We start from the raw sequence: 15,588 nt of genomic DNA on the forward strand, positions 1-15,588 counted from the left end.
GTCGCCAACGAGTGCGTTCACCGGCGACCTCGCGGACTCCGCAGGCGCCGCTCGCGGCTGAAGGCGTGCTCCGCCAGATCGATCGCGCGCCCGAGGGCTGCCGCCTTGCGCATCGTCTCCTCGAACTCGCGGCGGGGATCGGAGTCGAGCACTACTCCGGCCCCCGCCTGAAGCCAGACCGTCCACGGCGGTTCGGTGCGCAGCGCGATGCCGCCGGGCTCGAGCGTCGTCGGGATGACCATGGTCCGCAGAGCAATCGCGATATCCATGTCCCCGTTCCAGCCGACGCATCCGATGCCGCCGGCGTAGGGCCCGCGTCGCACCGGTTCAAGTTCATCGATGATCTGGATCGCCCTCACCTTCGGCGCTCCGCTCACCGTGCCCACCGGAAGCGACGCTCGCAGCGCGTCCCAGCCATCCATGCCATCGTGCAGCCGTCCGATGACGGTGCTCGAGATGTGCATGACATGACTGAATCGCTCGATCGCCATCGACTCCGCGACTTCGACGGTTCCATGAGCGCAGACGCGGGAGAGGTCATTTCTCGCCAGATCGACGAGCATCACATGCTCCGCGCGCTCCTTTTCATCGGCCAGCAGTTCCGCTTCGAGCGCGCGGTCCCGCTCCGGATCGCTGTCTCGCGGCCGTGTTCCGGCGAGCGGACGACTCGTCACGATCGGCCCGCGCGTGCGACAGAGGATCTCAGGGCTTGAGGCGATCAGGATCGCTCCAGCGGTCTGGAGGTAGATCATGTAGGGGCTCGGATTCACGACGCGCAGGGCGCGGTAGATCTCGAAGGGATCGGCGCTCGTTGAACGCTCGAGCCGCTGCGAGAGCACCACCTGGAAGATGTCGCCCGCGGCGATGTATTCCTGCGCGGTCCGCACCGCCTGTTCGAAGCCTTCGCGCGAGAAGCTCGAGCGTGCCGGCGCGGCGGGAAGCGCGGCAAGGTCCATGTTGATCGCCGCCGAATCGAGCGGAGGCGCCTCGGATGCAAGCTGCCCTTCGATGCCATCGAGCTCGCGCTCCCCCACCTCGTGCGCCGCCGACTCGCTCGCGTGATCGTCGAGCGGCACCGCCGTCACCGCGTGCATGAGGCGCGTGACATGATCGAAGACGACCACACTCCGGTAGAGCCCCATATGAAGATCGGGAAGCCGGCGATCATCAGGTGGCGCTGAAGTGAACGGGAGCTTCAACGGTTCGAGCCATCGCACGGCGTCGAATCCCGCCATGCCCACCCACCCGCCGTGGAAGACTGGCAGGCTTCCCTGCGGCGCAAATGGCACCAGCGAGCGCGAGATCGAGCGGACCACCTGCAAGGGGTCATCCTGCTCCATGACTCGCGTGGAACCACGACCATGATCGACGAGCGTGACCTGGCGCTCACGCGCGAGAACCTCCATGGCCGGGCGTGCGCCGAGCATCGAGTAGCGCCCTACGGCGCCGCCCTGTTCGACGCTTTCGAGCAGGAAGCTCGGCGCCGTGCGATCGTCCTCCCGGACCAGTCGGCGATAGGCGAGCACCGGCGTCAGGTGATCGCACAGGAGCCGACGGGAGAGGACGAGGAGATTCGGCGCCGGCATGGTGCGGGAGGGTAGCGAACGGCCGTTCAGCGTCCCACCCGCCGGGCCGCGGTGAGCGCGATGGCAATCGCGTCAGAGACATCGTTCGGCGATGGTGGCTTCGCGAGGCCGCACTGGCCCATCACCGCGAGTTGGACCTGTCGCTTGTCGGCGTTTCCCCGACCGGTGAGGGCTTTCTTGACCGCGGCCGGGGTGAACTCATCGAGGTCCATTCCATGGCGCTCCGCCGCGAGCAGCACCACACCGCGCGCGTGCGCCATCACGATGGCGGTGCGCAGGTTGCGGACATGGGTGAACACCCGTTCCACCGCCATGCGCGACGGCCGCAGCTCCGAGATGAGTGACTCGAGGTCCTCGTCGAGCTGGCGCAGGCGATGGGAGATGGAGCGCCGCGCGGCCAAGCGCAGGACACCAGCCTCGATGAGGCGCGGCTCGCGCCCCCGGGGCCGAAGTTCGAGACACGCATAGCCCGTGTTCGTCAGACCGGGATCGATGCCGAGCAGCCTCACGCGGGGTGTGTCATCGGCTCAACGACGCCGGCGGCCGCAGCAGGAGCCTCGCGGGCGTGCCGCGCGGCGGCAGGCGCAGCGGATTCGCCTGCCAGACGGGCTCGGCGACATCGGCGAGGTCGGGAATCACCTCGCGCCACGCGATCAGCTCGTCACCGAATGTGACGATCCCGATGATGCTCCCCGTCGCATCGGCGAGATAGACCTCCCCGCTGCCCGTCGGCGATGGATTTGGAATGAACCGGCTCCCGGCGAAGACGAACGGGCGATCCGGAAAGAGCACCGCGGTCCGACCGTCGCGAATGAACAGGTGAATCGGCCTGAACTCCTCGACTTCGACCTTGAGCAGAACTTCGATCTCATCGCCCGAGGGAGGAGTCAGCGAAACCGCACCCTGCGCATCGACCCTCCACTCGCCGGGTTGGCCCGGTGTGAAGCCTGCGAGAAGGAGCGCCGCGTGAATCTGACTCGGTCGGGCGAGCGGCACGAAGATCGACTCGTGCTCTCGGGTTCCCTTGGCACAGGCGACCTGTTCGAGGGGCCCATGATCGAGGCTGATGTAGCCGTCCAGTTCCACCTCGCGGCGCTGACGGTTGATCCTGACCGCTGGGCCGAGCTGCACGATCCCGGAGTTCATCTCCGAGTTCGAGTCGCCTTCGGAGGAGCCGGCGGATTCGGCACCGGGAGCCTCCACGGCGGCGGAGCGGCTGGGGCGCTCGGTGTCCGAAGGCGCTACTGCCGGGGCCGCCCCCGTGGTCGGGACATCACTGCCGCGGGGGCCAGCCGGTTCGGCGGCGCACGCGCCAAGGAGAACCATCAATGATGCGGTGACTGTGATACGCACGCGGTTGGTGGATTCAACGCGTCCGGTGTGGACGATGCATATGAAAAGAAAAAAGGCCCGGCGGAGGCAAGCCTCACGCCGAGCCCTTCCGGGGGCAAGTGAACTGCCGGACTCTAGCGGCAGATTGGAGCGGTGACAACCGCACCACCTCCAAGTATGACGGGGTGCTTGGCGTATGAGGTCGATGCCGTGAAAATCCCTAGTCACTGTTTGTGAATTTCATCACGGGTCCCGGCCAGGGCTCACTTGACTCTCCATCCACCCCATCCGCGAAGATCCTAGACCTTGACGCCGACCGTGCCCACCCTCTCCCGAACAGTTCCGCTGCTTCTGAGACCCGCTGCGATCGGGTCGCCGCATCTGGCATTGGTCGCTGCCGGGGGGCAGCCCGGATTGGAAGCGCCGGGATTCTATTGCGAACTCGATGTCCAGATCCGCGGAGCGCCTGAAGCGCGCGGTGGCTACATCATCTCGATCAGCGAGGTCGATAGCGCCATCAGGCACTTGCTCCCCGCTGAACTCGCGGCCCGTCCCGATCTCCTCGAACCTTCGCGCGGTCTCGCCTCGTGGTGCGCCCTTCTCCACTCACTGGCCCATGCCCTTGCGACGGCCCTCGGCCGAGGTGAGCCTCGGCTCGAACTCCGATGGAGCCCCTTCCTGACCCTCTCGGTGGATCCCGCCATGCCCGATCGCTACCAGGTCACTCGACGCTTCGACTTCTCCTCATCGCACCGTCTGCACATTCCCGGGCTGAGTGACCAGGAGAACTTCGCCCGTTTCGGCAAGTGCAGCCGCGCCTCGGGTCACGGTCACAACTATCGACTCGATGTCACCATCTCCCGCCCCGCGGCAAGCGCCAGTGCGAGCGCCGACGGCTCCGAGTGGATCGAGGTCGTCGAACGCGAGGTGATCGAGCGCTACGACCACCGCCACTTGAATCTCGACTGCCCGGAGTTCGCCTCATTCAACCCGTCGGTCGAGCACATCGCACAGATCATCTTCGACCGTCTGCATGCGCCGCTCGGGGGAACCGGCGTGCGCCTCGAGCGTGTCTGCGTGTGGGAGACCGAGAAGACCTGGTGCGCGTATCCACAGTGAGCCGGTCCCGCGCCGGGCCGAGCGTCAGCCGCCCTTGGGGTCATCGACGACTTCGACGACTTCCTCCCCGCGCTCGTCATAGCGGTAGAGCTTGCCGGGGAGTTCCTCGCGGCACTTCTTGTGATGTCCGTCGCAGAAGGGAAGGTTGTGAGAGAGGCCGCACCCGCAGACGAAGATGGGCTTCGTCTGGGGTTCGATCTTGATTGGACCATTGCCGGTCACTCGGACGATACGTGCCATGAGCAGCTTACCTCGGGGTCAGGAAGGGCTGGAAACACACGCGGTCAGGCGAGATCCTCTTCGCCGAGCAGGCTGTAGCGCTTGCGCAGCAGAATCTGTCCAGCCAGAGTGTGATCATCGACGGAGAGGGCCACGGTCGGGCACCCTTCTCGCTGGAGCATGACGGGATAGGCGAACCGGATATTGAGTTCGGCGCCGAGCAGATGCATGCAGAGGTTCTTCAGCGTCTGTGACTCGTGCAGCTCCACCACCAGCAGGTCGCTCTCCGAGAAGGTGTAGCCCGCCTGCCTGAGCAGTGAACGGGCAAGGTCGGCGTTCGAAAAGATGACCCGCACGACGGCGTAGTCACTCGCGTCGATCACTGAGAACCCGGCGAGATGAAGCTGCTCCTTCTCTTCGAAGAGTCGAAGCAATTCATTCAGCTTGCCGACCTTGTTGTCAAGGAAGACGCTGAACTGTCGGACGGACGGCGGTGCGTAGCCCTGTTCAGTCTCGGGGGGAAGAAAGGAGCTCATACGGAGGTTGCCGAGTGTAGCGGCGCAAAGTCGACGGTTGAGCCTGCCGGCAGCAGACCGGCGGCGGTTGCTTCCTCGATCAACCGGGCGACCGCGCTTCGCCCTCGCTCTCCCATGTTGAGGGTCCAGCGGTTGACATAGAGGTCAACGAAGCGACCCGCGGTCGCCGCATCAAGGCCGCGGGCGAAGGCGAGGGAGCGGCCCACGCCCTCGTCGCGATGCTCCATCGCGTAGCGCACCGATCGGTGCAGGAGATCGACCACCTTCGCAAGCGATCCCGGGCCGAGCCGATCATCGAGATCACGACGCACGGCGTTCACACCGAGCGGCAGCGGCAGGCCGCTTCGCGCCATCCACCAGCGCCCAAGGTCCTCCACCAGGTGAAGCCCCCGGTCGGCATAGGTGAGCTGACTCTCGTGAATCACGACCCCCGCGTCGAACTCGCCGGACGCAACTCGTCCTTCGATCTCCTGGAAGTCCACTTCGACGGGCTCGTACGAATCGCGCCCGATGAGCAGCGCCAGCGTGAGCGCCGCGGTCGTTCGCGCGCCTGGCGTGGCGATCCTCGGCCGTGACGACTTCAGAGCGTCGAGCGTGATCGGCGATCTCGCCACGAGTTTCGGGCCGTAACCCTCCCCGACCGATGCGCCGCAGGCGGTCACGAGGTAGCGCTCGCGGACCAGGGGCACATTCGCGCAGCTCATCGCGGTGACATCAAGAAGCTGGGAGGAGTCACCCGCAGCGCGACGGTTGAGCGTCTCGATGTCGGCGATCACCGGTTCGAAGACCATGCCCGGCTCGATGACGAGGCCCTCAAAGATGGGCCACCACATGAAGGCATCATCAGGATCGGGACTGTGGGCGAGCGTGAGCTTCTGAATGACCATGAGGGTTGCAGTTCTGTCGAAAGACTACGCGCGGACCTTGGGGGACGATACCTTGCGAGCCATGCGACGGCTTCTGGTGCTGATCGTGCTCGTCGTCTGGGTCGTGCACCCATCACCGACGGCATCAGCGGACCCGCCCAGCGCGGCGGAGATCCTTGCTGGCGCTTTCGTCCGCTCGTCACCCGCGGATGAGTCAAGAACGCTCGCCGACGCCCCCGAGGCCTCCGACCCCGGCGCCCATGCCGCGCTGCATGCCCTCTTCGAGGCGCATCACCGGTGGGTGAATCAAGAGTTCCCCGAGAGTGCCTTGCGCCGAGGCGAGGAGACCGATCCGACCCGGCTCACCGATCCGTCGCCTGTCGCCGTGGCGAAGCGAGCCGAGGCGCAAAGGGAGTTTCTCGTCAAGCTTCAAGCCGTCGACTGGAACCTGCTCAACCGCAGCGATCGCGAGCATGCGGCACTCTTCGAACAGAACCTGCTCCAGGGCATCGACTCCTTCGAGCGGGGCGAGTGGCTCTTCGCCGTCGGGCCAATTCACGGTCCCCAGCAGCGCATTCCACAACTGCATGAGCGCATCCCGCTTCGACGCGTGGAGGACTTCCGCAACTATCTGAAGCGTCTCGACCGGATCCCGGCGGCCATTGACGGAGAGATCGAAGTGCTGCGCGAAGGGATTCGGCGCGGCATGGTGCCGCCCGAGGTCACCGTCGAGATGGTGCCGTCGCAACTCGACGCCGTCATTCGAGGCCAGTTGCGAATGCTCCTTGAGCCACTGGTGCGGCTCGGTTCCATGACGACACCCGAGGAGACCGGGGCGCTCAGGCGCGAGGGTGAACGATCGGTGGCAGCGGCGGTCGATGCGCTGCAGCGCTACCGGAACTTTCTCGTTGGCGACTACCTGCCCGCGTGTCGCGAGACGATCGCGGCGATCGAACTCCCCGATGGCGAGGCCTACTACGCCTCGCGTCTTCAGTTTCACACGACGACCAACCTCGATGCGAGCGCGATCCATCGCCTCGGATTGCTGGAGGTCACGCGCCTCCGCGCGGAGATGGTCGAGGTCATCCAGTCCACCGACTGGGCGGAATCCCCGGCGGGAACGCTCGCCGCCTCAACGGGCGATGACGCCCTCCTCAGCGCCTTCATCGCCTACCTGCGGAGCGATCCGCGTTTCTACTTCCAGACCCCGGAGGAGCTCATCGACGGCTATCGAGCCATCTGCAAGCGCGTCGACGGCCTCCTCCCCGGCCTCTTCCGCGTGCTGCCACGCCTGCCCTACGGCGTGCGCGAGATCCCGCGGTTCATGGCGCCGTCGCAGACGACCGCCTACTACCAGCCCGGCTCTCTCGAGGGAGGGGTCGCCGGGTTCTTCTATGCGAACACGCACGCGCTCGATCAGCGGCCGATCTACGAGATGATCCCGCTCGCGCTGCACGAGGCTGTCCCGGGCCATCATCTTCAGATCGCCCTCGCGCAGGAGCTTCCCGAACAACCCTTCTTCCGGCGCGAGTCCTTCGTGACCGCGTTCATCGAAGGATGGGCGCTCTACGCCGAGCGCCTCGGCATCGAGATGGGTCTCTACGAGAATCCCTACGACGACTTCGGTCGGTTGCTCTATGAGATGTGGCGAGCGTGCCGACTCGTCGTCGACACCGGCATGCACGCCAAGGCGTGGTCGCGCGACGATGCGATCGCCTTCATGCTGCGGAACACCGCGCTCAGCCGGCTCAACATCGAGCGCGAGGTTGATCGCTACATCGCGTGGCCGGGGCAGGCGTGCGCGTACAAGATCGGCGAACTCATCATCCGGCAGCTTCGCGACGAGGCGGAGCTTCGACTCGGGTCCGACTTCGATCTCCGCGCCTTTCACGAGGTGCTGCTGGGAGCCGGGTCGATTCCACTGGATCTGCTCCAGCTCCGGGTGCGCGCCTGGATCGACGATGTCGCGGCGACCTCTGCAGGCCGCGCCGCTGTCTCACCCTGATGTCGGCGCACCGTGCTCCCGCTCTGCTCCGCGCATCGAGCAATCGCTCCAGGTCTTGCGGACAGCTCACCATGTGCCCGGGCGCAGGAACGGATTTGAACGGCGCTCCGCTCCGATGGTCGTCGTCGGGCCATGACCGGGGAAGACGCGAACCTCGTCAGGCAGGCCCATGAGCACCGTGGTGAGCGAATGCCACATCGCGCCGGGGTCGGAGGTCGGAAAGTCCGTTCGGCCGATCGAGCCCGCAAAGAGCGTGTCTCCGACGATCGCCTGGCCGCTCGCGGCGTGAAACAGCGTGACGCCTCCGGGCGAGTGGCCCGGTGTGTGCATGACGCGCCATCGGGTGCCGGCGAGTTCGAGGGTGTCGCCATCGTTGATCGCGCCGGTTGGCGGCGACATTGAGATCGGTGCAGCAATGAACGCCGAGAGGTTCAGTTGCGGATCTTCGAAGGCCGCCGCCTCGAGGGGATGGGCGAGCCTGGGCACATCCGCACCGAGACGCCGAATGCCCTCATCCACCCCGGCGATGTGATCGGCATGGGCGTGCGTGAAGAGCATGGCTCGGATCTTGAGGCCTTCCCGTGCAACGGTGTCGAGGAGCACTCCCGGGCGCTGCCCGAGGTCGACGATCCACGCATCGCGGCGCTCTTCCGGGCGCTCCGCGTCGGGCACCGTCACGATGAAGCAGTTGGTCTCGTAGTCGCCGAGCGGAAAGGAGCGGATCAGCGGAGTCGCTTCCGTTCCGACGCGGCTGGCAGAGTCGGGGCGTGACACCCGCGCAGCGTATACTCCGGCCCTCATGGCATGGATGCTCACGGTCGCCGCACCACTTCGGAGCATCCTCCGCGCCAGCATCATGGCGCTCCTTCCGTCGCTGGCGGCATGTGAAGGCGCCGGGAGCGATCTCCGCGACTTCGGCGCGACCTTCTCCCCGCCGTCGCCGCAGGAAGCGGCGCTCTGGGCGACAAACCCCGCGGATGCGGAATCTCAGCGACGCGGCACGGTGCTTCTCTCAAGCGCCCCATGGGGCGGCTCGCCGGTGTATGTCAAGCTCTATCGACTGTATGTCGAGGAGAACACCGATCCGCTCGTCCGTGCAGCCGCAGTCCTCGCGCTCGGGCGTCATGGCGAGGCGAGCGATGCCCCGCTCATCGCCCGGCAACTCACCCATCCTAAGCCGCAGGTCAGGCTCGCGGCTGCGCTGGCGCTCCAGCGCCTGCACGATCCGGCGGTGGCCGACACGATGTGGCGTCGACTCATCGACGACAGTGAGAGTGCCGAAGTCCGCGTGGAGCTCGCCATCGGTCTCGCGCAATACCCCACCGACGCCGTCTTCCAGGCGCTCTGCTCAGCGCTTGATCATCGTGAGCTCTCGGTGAACCTCGCGGCGAGCGACTCCCTTCGCCTGTTGACCAATCACGACTTTGGCATCGACCGCAAGCTCTGGCTCGCGTGGGCCCGCTCGGAGCAGAACATCTTCGACGAGCGTCTCGTCTACCTCTACCCCACCTATCAGCGCTCCTTCGACTTCTGGGATGTCATCGTCTTCTGGCAGCCCATCACCTGGGAACAGCCCGGGCTTCCCGCAGGCATGGCCGACCCGGGTCTTCGGCCGACCTCGCCGAATGAGTTTGAAGACATCGGCGACGGTCCCCTGTGAGCGCCGAGGACAACGCCCCTTCCTCATCCGCCGCCGAGGCTCCGAGTGATGGCCGCATCCGGAGCGGAAGACTCGCGGGGAAGACCCTCTCGCAGGCGATCTGGATTCTCGCCTTCCCGGTCCTGCTCCAGCAGCTCCTCTCGGCGATGCTGGGCTTTCTTGACAAGTTGATCGCGGGCAATCTCCCCTCATCGATCGTGGTGCCGGCGCTCGACGGACTCGGCATCGGTACCTATGTCGGCTGGCTGATCGGCGTCGCGCTCACCTCGCTCGGCATCGGGGGGCAGGCGATCATCGCGCGCGCGGTCGGTGGCGGCCGAACCGGGGAAGGCGAAGCGGCGCTTGGGCAGTCGATGATGCTCAGTCTCGTCTGGGGCGCCCTGGTCGGTCTCGTGCTCTGGTGGATCGCTCAACCGCTCTCGGCGCTGGCGGGTCTCTCACCCGACGCAACACGCCTCTGCACGGAGTATGTCCGCATGCTTGCGCTGGGCATGCCCTTTTGCGCCGTGATGATGGTGGGGAGCATGTGTCTTCACGGCGCGGGCGAGTCGGTCAGGCCGACGACCATCGCCGTGGTGGTCAACATCGTGAACGCCCTCGCATCGTGGTTCCTTTCCGGCGTGGAGCTTCGGGCAGGCGGCGCGGTTCTCCCCAATCCATCGCCGCTCAACCCTGAAGTGTGGGGCGTCGCAGGCATCGGCATGGGGACCTCGCTCGGGTGGATGGTCGGTGCCATCCTGACCATGAGGCTTCTCCTTCGTGGCGTGAAGGATCTCCGTCTGCACGGACGCCACCTTGCGCCGCGGCGTCACCTCGGTTGGCGCATCGCCCGAGTCGGAATTCCCAGCTTCTTCGAGGGAATGACCATGTGGAGCGTCGGCATCTTCGTGACGCTCTTCATCGGGATCATCGCGCGGCGCGGTGACGACGGTGTGCAGGCCGGGCTCATCGGAGCCCACTCGATCGCGATCCAGTGGGAGGCGTTCAGCTATCTCCCGGGCTATGCGATCGGCACGGCGGCGGCGTCCCTGGCCGGACAGTACCTCGGCGCCCGCAACCCCGACGCGGCACGCCGCGCGATTCGTGTCTGTGCGTGGATCGGAGCCGTCGTCATGTCGCTCTTCGGAGTGGTCTTCGCACTCTGCGGCACGGCCCTCACCCGGATCATCAGTGACAACCCGGTGCATCTCGACCTGGTGCCGAAGTGCCTGCTCATCTGCGCCTTTGCGCAACCCTTCTTCTCACTCTCGATGACCATTCGCCAGGGGCTCCGCGGCGCGGGAGATACGGGATGGGTCTTCATCATCACCTCGGTGAGCACCTGGGGCATTCGGCTGCCCGCGGCGTGGTTCTTCGGCGTTCACCTCGACTGGGGATTGCCGGGAATCTGGGTGGGCCTCTGCGCCGAGCTCGTCATTCGAGGGCTGCTCTTCCTTGCCAGGTTCACTTTCGGCGCGTGGACGAGAATCAAGGTGTGAGCGCCGCGACTGCGTCGTGCGGCTCCGCTGGAGCCAGGACGACTCGCTGCAAGACGCGTTACGGCGTGCCGCTGGGCTCGGCCGTCACGGTGAGTTCGACGCGCTCCGACCCGGAGGTCGGGGTCGACTCACCAGAGATCCCCTGTCGATGCAGCTTCTGCACACGCAGGGAACTCCAATCGGTCACGCGCAAGTCGGGCGACTCCGGACCATCGTGCACGCGAAGGATTTCGTAGGCGTTGTCGCGCTGCGCGGGGAGGAGTCCTGCGTCCCGAATCAGGCGGCAGAGCATCGGCTCGTTCATGCAATAGGCGGTTCCAGCGCTTGAGACGACATTCTCTTCCATCATGACCGAGCCCATGTCGTTCGCGCCGAAACGAAGACCGACCTGCCCCACATGCGGACCCATCGTGACCCAGCTCGAACCGATCGACCAGATGTTGTCGATGACAAGGCGCGAGAGCGCCTGCGTCCTCAGGTAGTCGGTGGCGCCGCTCATGCGAACGAATCGACCGAACTCCGGGTGCGCCTCCTTCACGCCGCGACCATCGAGCGTGGCGACGACATCGCCCGGGAAGGGCGCGTCGGAATCCCGATCCCATTCGCGCGCACGGCCGAGCGGTGTGTTCTCGCGTTGAAAGGGCCAGGAGATGAACGCCATGTACCGTCCGCCAGCCTCGGCGCCGAAGTCGCGCAGGGCGCGCTCCTGCCACTCGCGGCAGAGAAGCATGTGATGGATGCGATCCGCCACCCCCTCGATGTGCCCGAACATCATCGTGGCGCTCGTATGCATGCCGAGGCGATGCGCCTCGTACATGGTGGTGAGCCACGCCTCTGCCGTGCACTTGCCGAGCCCGATCTTCCGACGCACCGCCGGAGCGAAGATCTCACCGCCACCTCCCGGCACCGAGCTCAGACCAGCCGACTTCAGGCGCTCGAGCACCCATCGCACCTTCTCGCCGAGGGACGCCCCCGGCGGATCGAAGAAGCGCACGAACTCGATGAACTCGGGGGGACTGAAGGCGTGAATGTGAACCTGCGGGAAGCGCTCTCGAATCGCCGCGAGGAGCTGCTCATACCAGGACAGCGGCAACTCCGGGTTCATGCCACCCTGCATCAGGATCTGCGTGCCGCCGATGGCGACGAGCTCCTCGACCTTCGCGAGGATGGCGTCGATCGAGAGGGTGTAGGCGTCGGCCTCGTCACCATCGCGCCGGAAGGCGCAGAAGGTGCAGCGCGCGGTACAGACATTCGTGTAGTTGATGTTGCGATCGATCACATAGGTCCGGATCGAGTCGCCGTGCAGCGCCCGGCATCGACGATCCGCCCAGGCGCCGAGTTCTTCGAGGGGCATGCGATGCCAGAGGTCAAGCGCCTGTTCGCCCGACAGGCGCACTTCACCCGCGACCACGGCGTCGAGGAAGCCCGGATCGAGGGCGTCATGCGCTGAGGCGGCCGATGCAGGAGCCGGGATGGACGACTTCGTCGTCATGTCACTCTGGGCACTCTGGCGTTCGACTGGCGGCCTAGTTCGATGCACCCACGGTCAGATCGACGGTCCGGAAGGGAATCTTCCGCTCGTCCAGCCAGCGCCGGAGCTCCGGTCCGCTGTCGACCCGAATGACGCGCCGCTCGGCGGCGTCGATGCCGCGGGAGCGCATCAGGGCCTTCAAGGTTCCCGGAAGTCCGAACTCGACTTCCTCGTGGTAGACATCGCGCTGCTCGACATCGCCGCCGTGCTTTTCGATCAGCTCCACGATGATCTCGTGGACGAGATCCTCGGGCGCACTGGCGCCGGCGGTGATGAGGACTGTGCCCACGCCATCGAACCACTCGGAGCGAATCTCGCTCTTGTCGTCGATGAGCCGAGCCGGCGTCCCGACATTCTGAGAAATCTCCGTGAGACGCAGCGAGTTCGAACTGTTGCGGCTGCCGACCACCAGCACAAGGTCTGCGTCGGGGGCGATGGCCCGCACCGCGCGCTGCCGGTTCGTCGTCGCGTAGCAGATGTCGCTCGTCGGTGGCTCCTTGATGTCGGGGAACGCTCGCTTGAGCGCCGCGATGATGATCCCGGCGTCATCGGTCGAGAGTGTCGTCTGCGTGAGGTAGACGAGCTTCGAGGTGTCCTTGATCACGAGCTTCGGAATGTCGTCGGGACTCTCGACGACCTGAATCGCCTCCGGCGCCTCGCCGCGCGTGCCGATCACCTCCTGATGCGAGGCGTGACCGATGAGCAGAATCTGGAAGCCCTTGCGCGCGTATCGAATCGCCTCGGCGTGCACCTTGGTGACCAGCGGACAGGTGGCGTCGATCGCCGTCAGCCGCCGCACCGCGGCCTCGGCGCGGATCGCGGGGCTCACGCCATGGGCGCTGAAGACCACGATGGCGCCGTCGGGCACTTCCTCAATGCTCTCAACGAACATCACACCGCGCCCCTTGAATCGCTCCACGACATGCTTGTTGTGCACGATCTCGTGATAGACGCAGATCCGCTCCCCCGGGCAGATGTCGAGGAGCTGGTCGACCACATCGATGGCCATGTAGACGCCGGCGCAGAAGCCGCGTGGGTTGGCCAGGATCAGTTTCATGGAATCAATCCTAGCACGCGGCGGCGCCTCCACCGACGGGTCCTGCGGGCCGTCGCGTGGCTCCTCCCTGCGGGTCGCGCGAACCCTGACATCGTCTCCTACACTCGCCGCTTCCATGAACGCAACGCAGAAGGTCTGGATCGATGGCGCTCTTGTGCCCGCGTCGCAGGCCACCGTCTCGGTCTTCGACCACGGCCTTCTCTACGGTGACGGCTGCTTCGAGGGAATCCGAGCCTATGGCGGCCGTGTCTTCAAGCTCGGCGCTCACCTGAAGCGCATGTGGCAGAGTGCCGATCGCATTCGACTCACCCCCGCGTTCACGCAGGATGAGGTCGCCCGCGCCATCCGCGAGACGATCGCCGCCAACGGTCTCTCGGACGCCTACATCCGGCTCATCTTCACGCGCGGCGTCGGCTCGCTCGGACTGAACCCGTTCAAGTGCCCGAAGGCAGGAACCATTGTCATCGCGGGGACGATCGAGCTCTATCCCCCGAAGCTCTACGAGGAAGGCATGAAGGTCATCGTGGCGCAGCGGCCTCGAATTCCAATTGCCTGTCTCGACCCGGCGATCAAGAGCCTCAACTACCTGAACAACATCCTCGCCAAGATCGAGGCGATCGACGCCGGAGTGCTCGAGGCGATCATGCTCAACACCGAGGGTGAAGTCTCCGAGTGCACCGGCGACAACATCTTCGCCGTCAAGGGCGATGCAATCCTGACGCCGCCGCCCTCCGCCGGCATGCTCCATGGCATCACGCGGCAGTTCGTGATGGACACGCTCGCCCCCGCGATCGGGCATTCGGTCACCGAGCGATCGCTGACGCTTGACGACTTCGACCGGGCCGACGAGGTGTTTCTCACTGGAACGGCGGCGGAGATCATCGGCGTCACCGCAATTGGCGAGAAGCGCATCGGATCGGGCCGAGTGGGTCCGGTGACGAAGCGGCTCATCGAGGAGTTCCGCGCCCGTGTGGCGAAGAATGCGCCCGAGGATTGATCACGCCGCGCGCGCGTCGAGCCGGGAGGCTCCCCTCGAAGCCTTCCCCACGCGTCGGAACCCGCCATGAGCCAAGCGGCCCCCACCGCCTTCTTCGAGCTCGATCTCGAGGGCCTTCGCGCCTGGGTGACCGAGCGCCGTCTCCCTCGCTTTGCCGCGGAGCAGATGGCGCGCTGGGTCTACGAGCGCGGCGTGGTCGATCCCGCGCAGATGACCGATCTCTCGAAGCTCGCGCGAGAGATGCTGGCGCGCGAGATGGTCTTCCTGCAGGGCAGGGTCCGCCAGCATCAGCTCGCAACCGACGGCACGCAGAAGCTGCTGATCGCGTGGCCGCCGAGCTCGACCGCAGGCCCTGATTCGGCGGCGACCCTCGAACAGATCGACCCATCGGAGCGGCGCACCGAGTGCGTGATGATTCCGACGGAGGATCGTCGCACGGCATGCATCTCGAGCCAGGTGGGGTGTCCCGTCGGCTGCCGATTCTGTGCAAGCGGACTCGGAGGACTCGAGGGGAACCTCACCCGAGGTCGGATTCTCGAGCAGGTCTGGCAACTCGCCCGGCTGCCCGATGTGACGAGGATCTCCCATGTCGTCTTCATGGGCATGGGCGAGCCTCTGGCGAACTTCGCCGCGGTGACCGACGCGATCCGGACTCTCAACGCACCGTGGGGCTTCGGCATTTCGGCGAGGCGCATCACCGTGAGCACGGTCGGACTTCCCGCCTCGATCCGGAAGCTCTGCGATTTTGAGATCCCCGTGACGCTCGCGCTCTCGCTGCATGCGCCGACCGATGCGGTTCGTCGCCAGATCATTCCGTGGGCGGAGTACTCGACCATCAAGGAGCTCCTTGATGCAGCGCAGGAGTGGTTCGACAGGACGGGGCGCGAGATCACGCTCGAGTACATCCTGCTCGGCGGCGTGAATGACCAGGTCGATCATGCAAGTGAACTCGCCCGGCTGGCCCGCTCCATGCGCGCGAATGTCAACCTGATCCGCTACAACGAGGTCGCGGGCCTTCCCTTTGCGCGACCGCGCGACGAGGATGTGCTCCGCTTCCAGCAAGTTCTTCGCGAGCGCGGGGTGAACACCCACATTCGACGAAGTCGCGGGCGCGACATTGCCGCCGCCTGCGGCCAATTGCGTCACGAGTCACGCCGCGCGACGGCCCGGTGAGTCGGGAGCGGCTTGGTTACTCCGGTCAC

At 65.9% G+C, this 15,588-nt stretch carries 15 protein-coding genes; 6 read left to right on the forward strand and 9 right to left on the reverse strand.

The genetic code is table 11. The features are described from left to right. Window positions 1–17: 17 nt before the first annotated feature. The 3 genes from trpE to KF724_10805 are packed head-to-tail and all read right to left on the reverse strand — an operon-like array spanning window position 18 to window position 2,939. Window positions 18–1,586: an anthranilate synthase component I gene (trpE, locus tag KF724_10795; protein MBX3356168.1), complete on the reverse strand. Its 1,569-nt coding sequence runs from the start codon at window positions 1,584–1,586 to the stop codon at window positions 18–20. 26 nt (window positions 1,587–1,612) lie between these two features. Then, complete coding sequence (locus KF724_10800) at window positions 1,613–2,095, reverse strand: crossover junction endodeoxyribonuclease RuvC (protein MBX3356169.1); 483 nt, start codon at window positions 2,093–2,095, stop codon at window positions 1,613–1,615. A 10-nt stretch (window positions 2,096–2,105) separates the two neighbouring features. Beyond that, on the reverse strand, window positions 2,106–2,939 hold the full coding sequence (locus KF724_10805) for a hypothetical protein (GenBank protein ID MBX3356170.1): 834 nt from the start codon (window positions 2,937–2,939) through the stop codon (window positions 2,106–2,108). A 297-nt stretch (window positions 2,940–3,236) separates the two neighbouring features. Here KF724_10805 and KF724_10810 point away from each other — a divergent pair, with 297 nt between their 5' ends. Further along, entirely contained in the window at window positions 3,237–4,037 is an 801-nt protein-coding gene (locus tag KF724_10810) for a 6-carboxytetrahydropterin synthase (protein MBX3356171.1), read from the forward strand. Window positions 4,038–4,061: 24 nt separating this feature from the next. On the opposite strand, the gene KF724_10815 is transcribed toward KF724_10810, so the two are convergent. The 3 genes from KF724_10815 to KF724_10825 are packed head-to-tail and all read right to left on the reverse strand — an operon-like array spanning window position 4,062 to window position 5,679. Continuing rightward, on the reverse strand, window positions 4,062–4,277 hold the full coding sequence (locus KF724_10815; GenBank protein ID MBX3356172.1) for a CDGSH iron-sulfur domain-containing protein: 216 nt from the start codon (window positions 4,275–4,277) through the stop codon (window positions 4,062–4,064). 44 nt (window positions 4,278–4,321) lie between these two features. Continuing rightward, complete coding sequence (locus KF724_10820; protein ID MBX3356173.1) at window positions 4,322–4,792, reverse strand: hypothetical protein; 471 nt, start codon at window positions 4,790–4,792, stop codon at window positions 4,322–4,324. Next, window positions 4,789–5,679: an ABC transporter substrate-binding protein gene (locus KF724_10825; protein MBX3356174.1), complete on the reverse strand. Its 891-nt coding sequence runs from the start codon at window positions 5,677–5,679 to the stop codon at window positions 4,789–4,791. The genes KF724_10820 and KF724_10825 overlap by 4 nt, the downstream gene beginning before the upstream one ends. Window positions 5,680–5,740: 61 nt before the next feature. Here KF724_10825 and KF724_10830 point away from each other — a divergent pair, with 61 nt between their 5' ends. Beyond that, the gene (locus tag KF724_10830) at window positions 5,741–7,663 is read left to right on the forward strand and encodes a DUF885 domain-containing protein (GenBank protein ID MBX3356175.1); all 1,923 of its coding nucleotides are present in this window, start codon (window positions 5,741–5,743) and stop codon (window positions 7,661–7,663) included. A gap of 66 nt (window positions 7,664–7,729) precedes the next feature. Here KF724_10830 and KF724_10835 read toward each other — a convergent pair whose 3' ends face one another. After that, the gene (locus KF724_10835; protein MBX3356176.1) at window positions 7,730–8,437 is read right to left on the reverse strand and encodes an MBL fold metallo-hydrolase; all 708 of its coding nucleotides are present in this window, start codon (window positions 8,435–8,437) and stop codon (window positions 7,730–7,732) included. Between the two features lie 25 nt (window positions 8,438–8,462). Here KF724_10835 and KF724_10840 point away from each other — a divergent pair, with 25 nt between their 5' ends. Next, the gene (locus tag KF724_10840) at window positions 8,463–9,323 is read left to right on the forward strand and encodes a HEAT repeat domain-containing protein (protein ID MBX3356177.1); all 861 of its coding nucleotides are present in this window, start codon (window positions 8,463–8,465) and stop codon (window positions 9,321–9,323) included. Beyond that, window positions 9,320–10,801 carry an MATE family efflux transporter gene (locus KF724_10845; protein ID MBX3356178.1) on the forward strand — a complete coding sequence of 494 codons (1,482 nt, stop codon included), beginning with the start codon at window positions 9,320–9,322 and terminating at the stop codon, window positions 10,799–10,801. The genes KF724_10840 and KF724_10845 overlap by 4 nt, the downstream gene beginning before the upstream one ends. Before the next feature lie 58 nt (window positions 10,802–10,859). Here the strand turns inward: KF724_10845 and KF724_10850 are convergent, their stop codons facing one another. Then, a complete protein-coding gene (locus KF724_10850) occupies window positions 10,860–12,293 on the reverse strand; it encodes a radical SAM protein (protein MBX3356179.1) in 1,434 nt (477 codons plus the stop codon). Window positions 12,294–12,327: 34 nt separating this feature from the next. Continuing rightward, complete coding sequence (gene ispH / locus KF724_10855) at window positions 12,328–13,389, reverse strand: 4-hydroxy-3-methylbut-2-enyl diphosphate reductase (protein MBX3356180.1); 1,062 nt, start codon at window positions 13,387–13,389, stop codon at window positions 12,328–12,330. A 115-nt stretch (window positions 13,390–13,504) separates the two neighbouring features. Between ispH and ilvE the strand changes: the two genes are divergently transcribed. Together ilvE and rlmN are read left to right on the forward strand one after the other, a co-directional pair. Beyond that, window positions 13,505–14,386, forward strand: coding sequence for a branched-chain-amino-acid transaminase (ilvE, locus tag KF724_10860; GenBank protein ID MBX3356181.1), 882 nt, complete (start codon window positions 13,505–13,507; stop codon window positions 14,384–14,386). 66 nt (window positions 14,387–14,452) lie between these two features. Further along, window positions 14,453–15,559, forward strand: a complete 1,107-nt coding sequence (gene rlmN / locus KF724_10865; GenBank protein MBX3356182.1) for a 23S rRNA (adenine(2503)-C(2))-methyltransferase RlmN — start codon at window positions 14,453–14,455, stop codon at window positions 15,557–15,559. The last annotated feature ends 29 nt before the right edge of the window (window positions 15,560–15,588 follow it).

It is taken from the genome of Phycisphaeraceae bacterium (assembly GCA_019636735.1).
Taxonomy (GTDB): Bacteria; Planctomycetota; Phycisphaerae; order Phycisphaerales; family SM1A02; genus VGXK01.

What these genes read in the sequence shown, in the direction of transcription:
- trpE (MBX3356168.1), bottom strand. Translation starts at nt 1,586, where the DNA reads ATGCCGGCGCCGAATCTCCTCGTCCTCTCCCGTCGGCTCCTGTGCGAT.
- KF724_10815 (MBX3356172.1), bottom strand. Translation starts at nt 4,277, where the DNA reads ATGGCACGTATCGTCCGAGTGACCGGCAATGGTCCAATCAAGATCGAA.
- KF724_10820 (MBX3356173.1), bottom strand. Translation starts at nt 4,792, where the DNA reads ATGAGCTCCTTTCTTCCCCCCGAGACTGAACAGGGCTACGCACCGCCG.
- KF724_10825 (MBX3356174.1), bottom strand. Translation starts at nt 5,679, where the DNA reads ATGGTCATTCAGAAGCTCACGCTCGCCCACAGTCCCGATCCTGATGAT.
- KF724_10830 (MBX3356175.1), top strand. Translation starts at nt 5,741, where the DNA reads ATGCGACGGCTTCTGGTGCTGATCGTGCTCGTCGTCTGGGTCGTGCAC.
- KF724_10840 (MBX3356177.1), top strand. Translation starts at nt 8,463, where the DNA reads ATGGCATGGATGCTCACGGTCGCCGCACCACTTCGGAGCATCCTCCGC.
- KF724_10850 (MBX3356179.1), bottom strand. Translation starts at nt 12,293, where the DNA reads ATGACGACGAAGTCGTCCATCCCGGCTCCTGCATCGGCCGCCTCAGCG.
- ispH (MBX3356180.1), bottom strand. Translation starts at nt 13,389, where the DNA reads ATGAAACTGATCCTGGCCAACCCACGCGGCTTCTGCGCCGGCGTCTAC.
- ilvE (MBX3356181.1), top strand. Translation starts at nt 13,505, where the DNA reads ATGAACGCAACGCAGAAGGTCTGGATCGATGGCGCTCTTGTGCCCGCG.
- rlmN (MBX3356182.1), top strand. Translation starts at nt 14,453, where the DNA reads ATGAGCCAAGCGGCCCCCACCGCCTTCTTCGAGCTCGATCTCGAGGGC.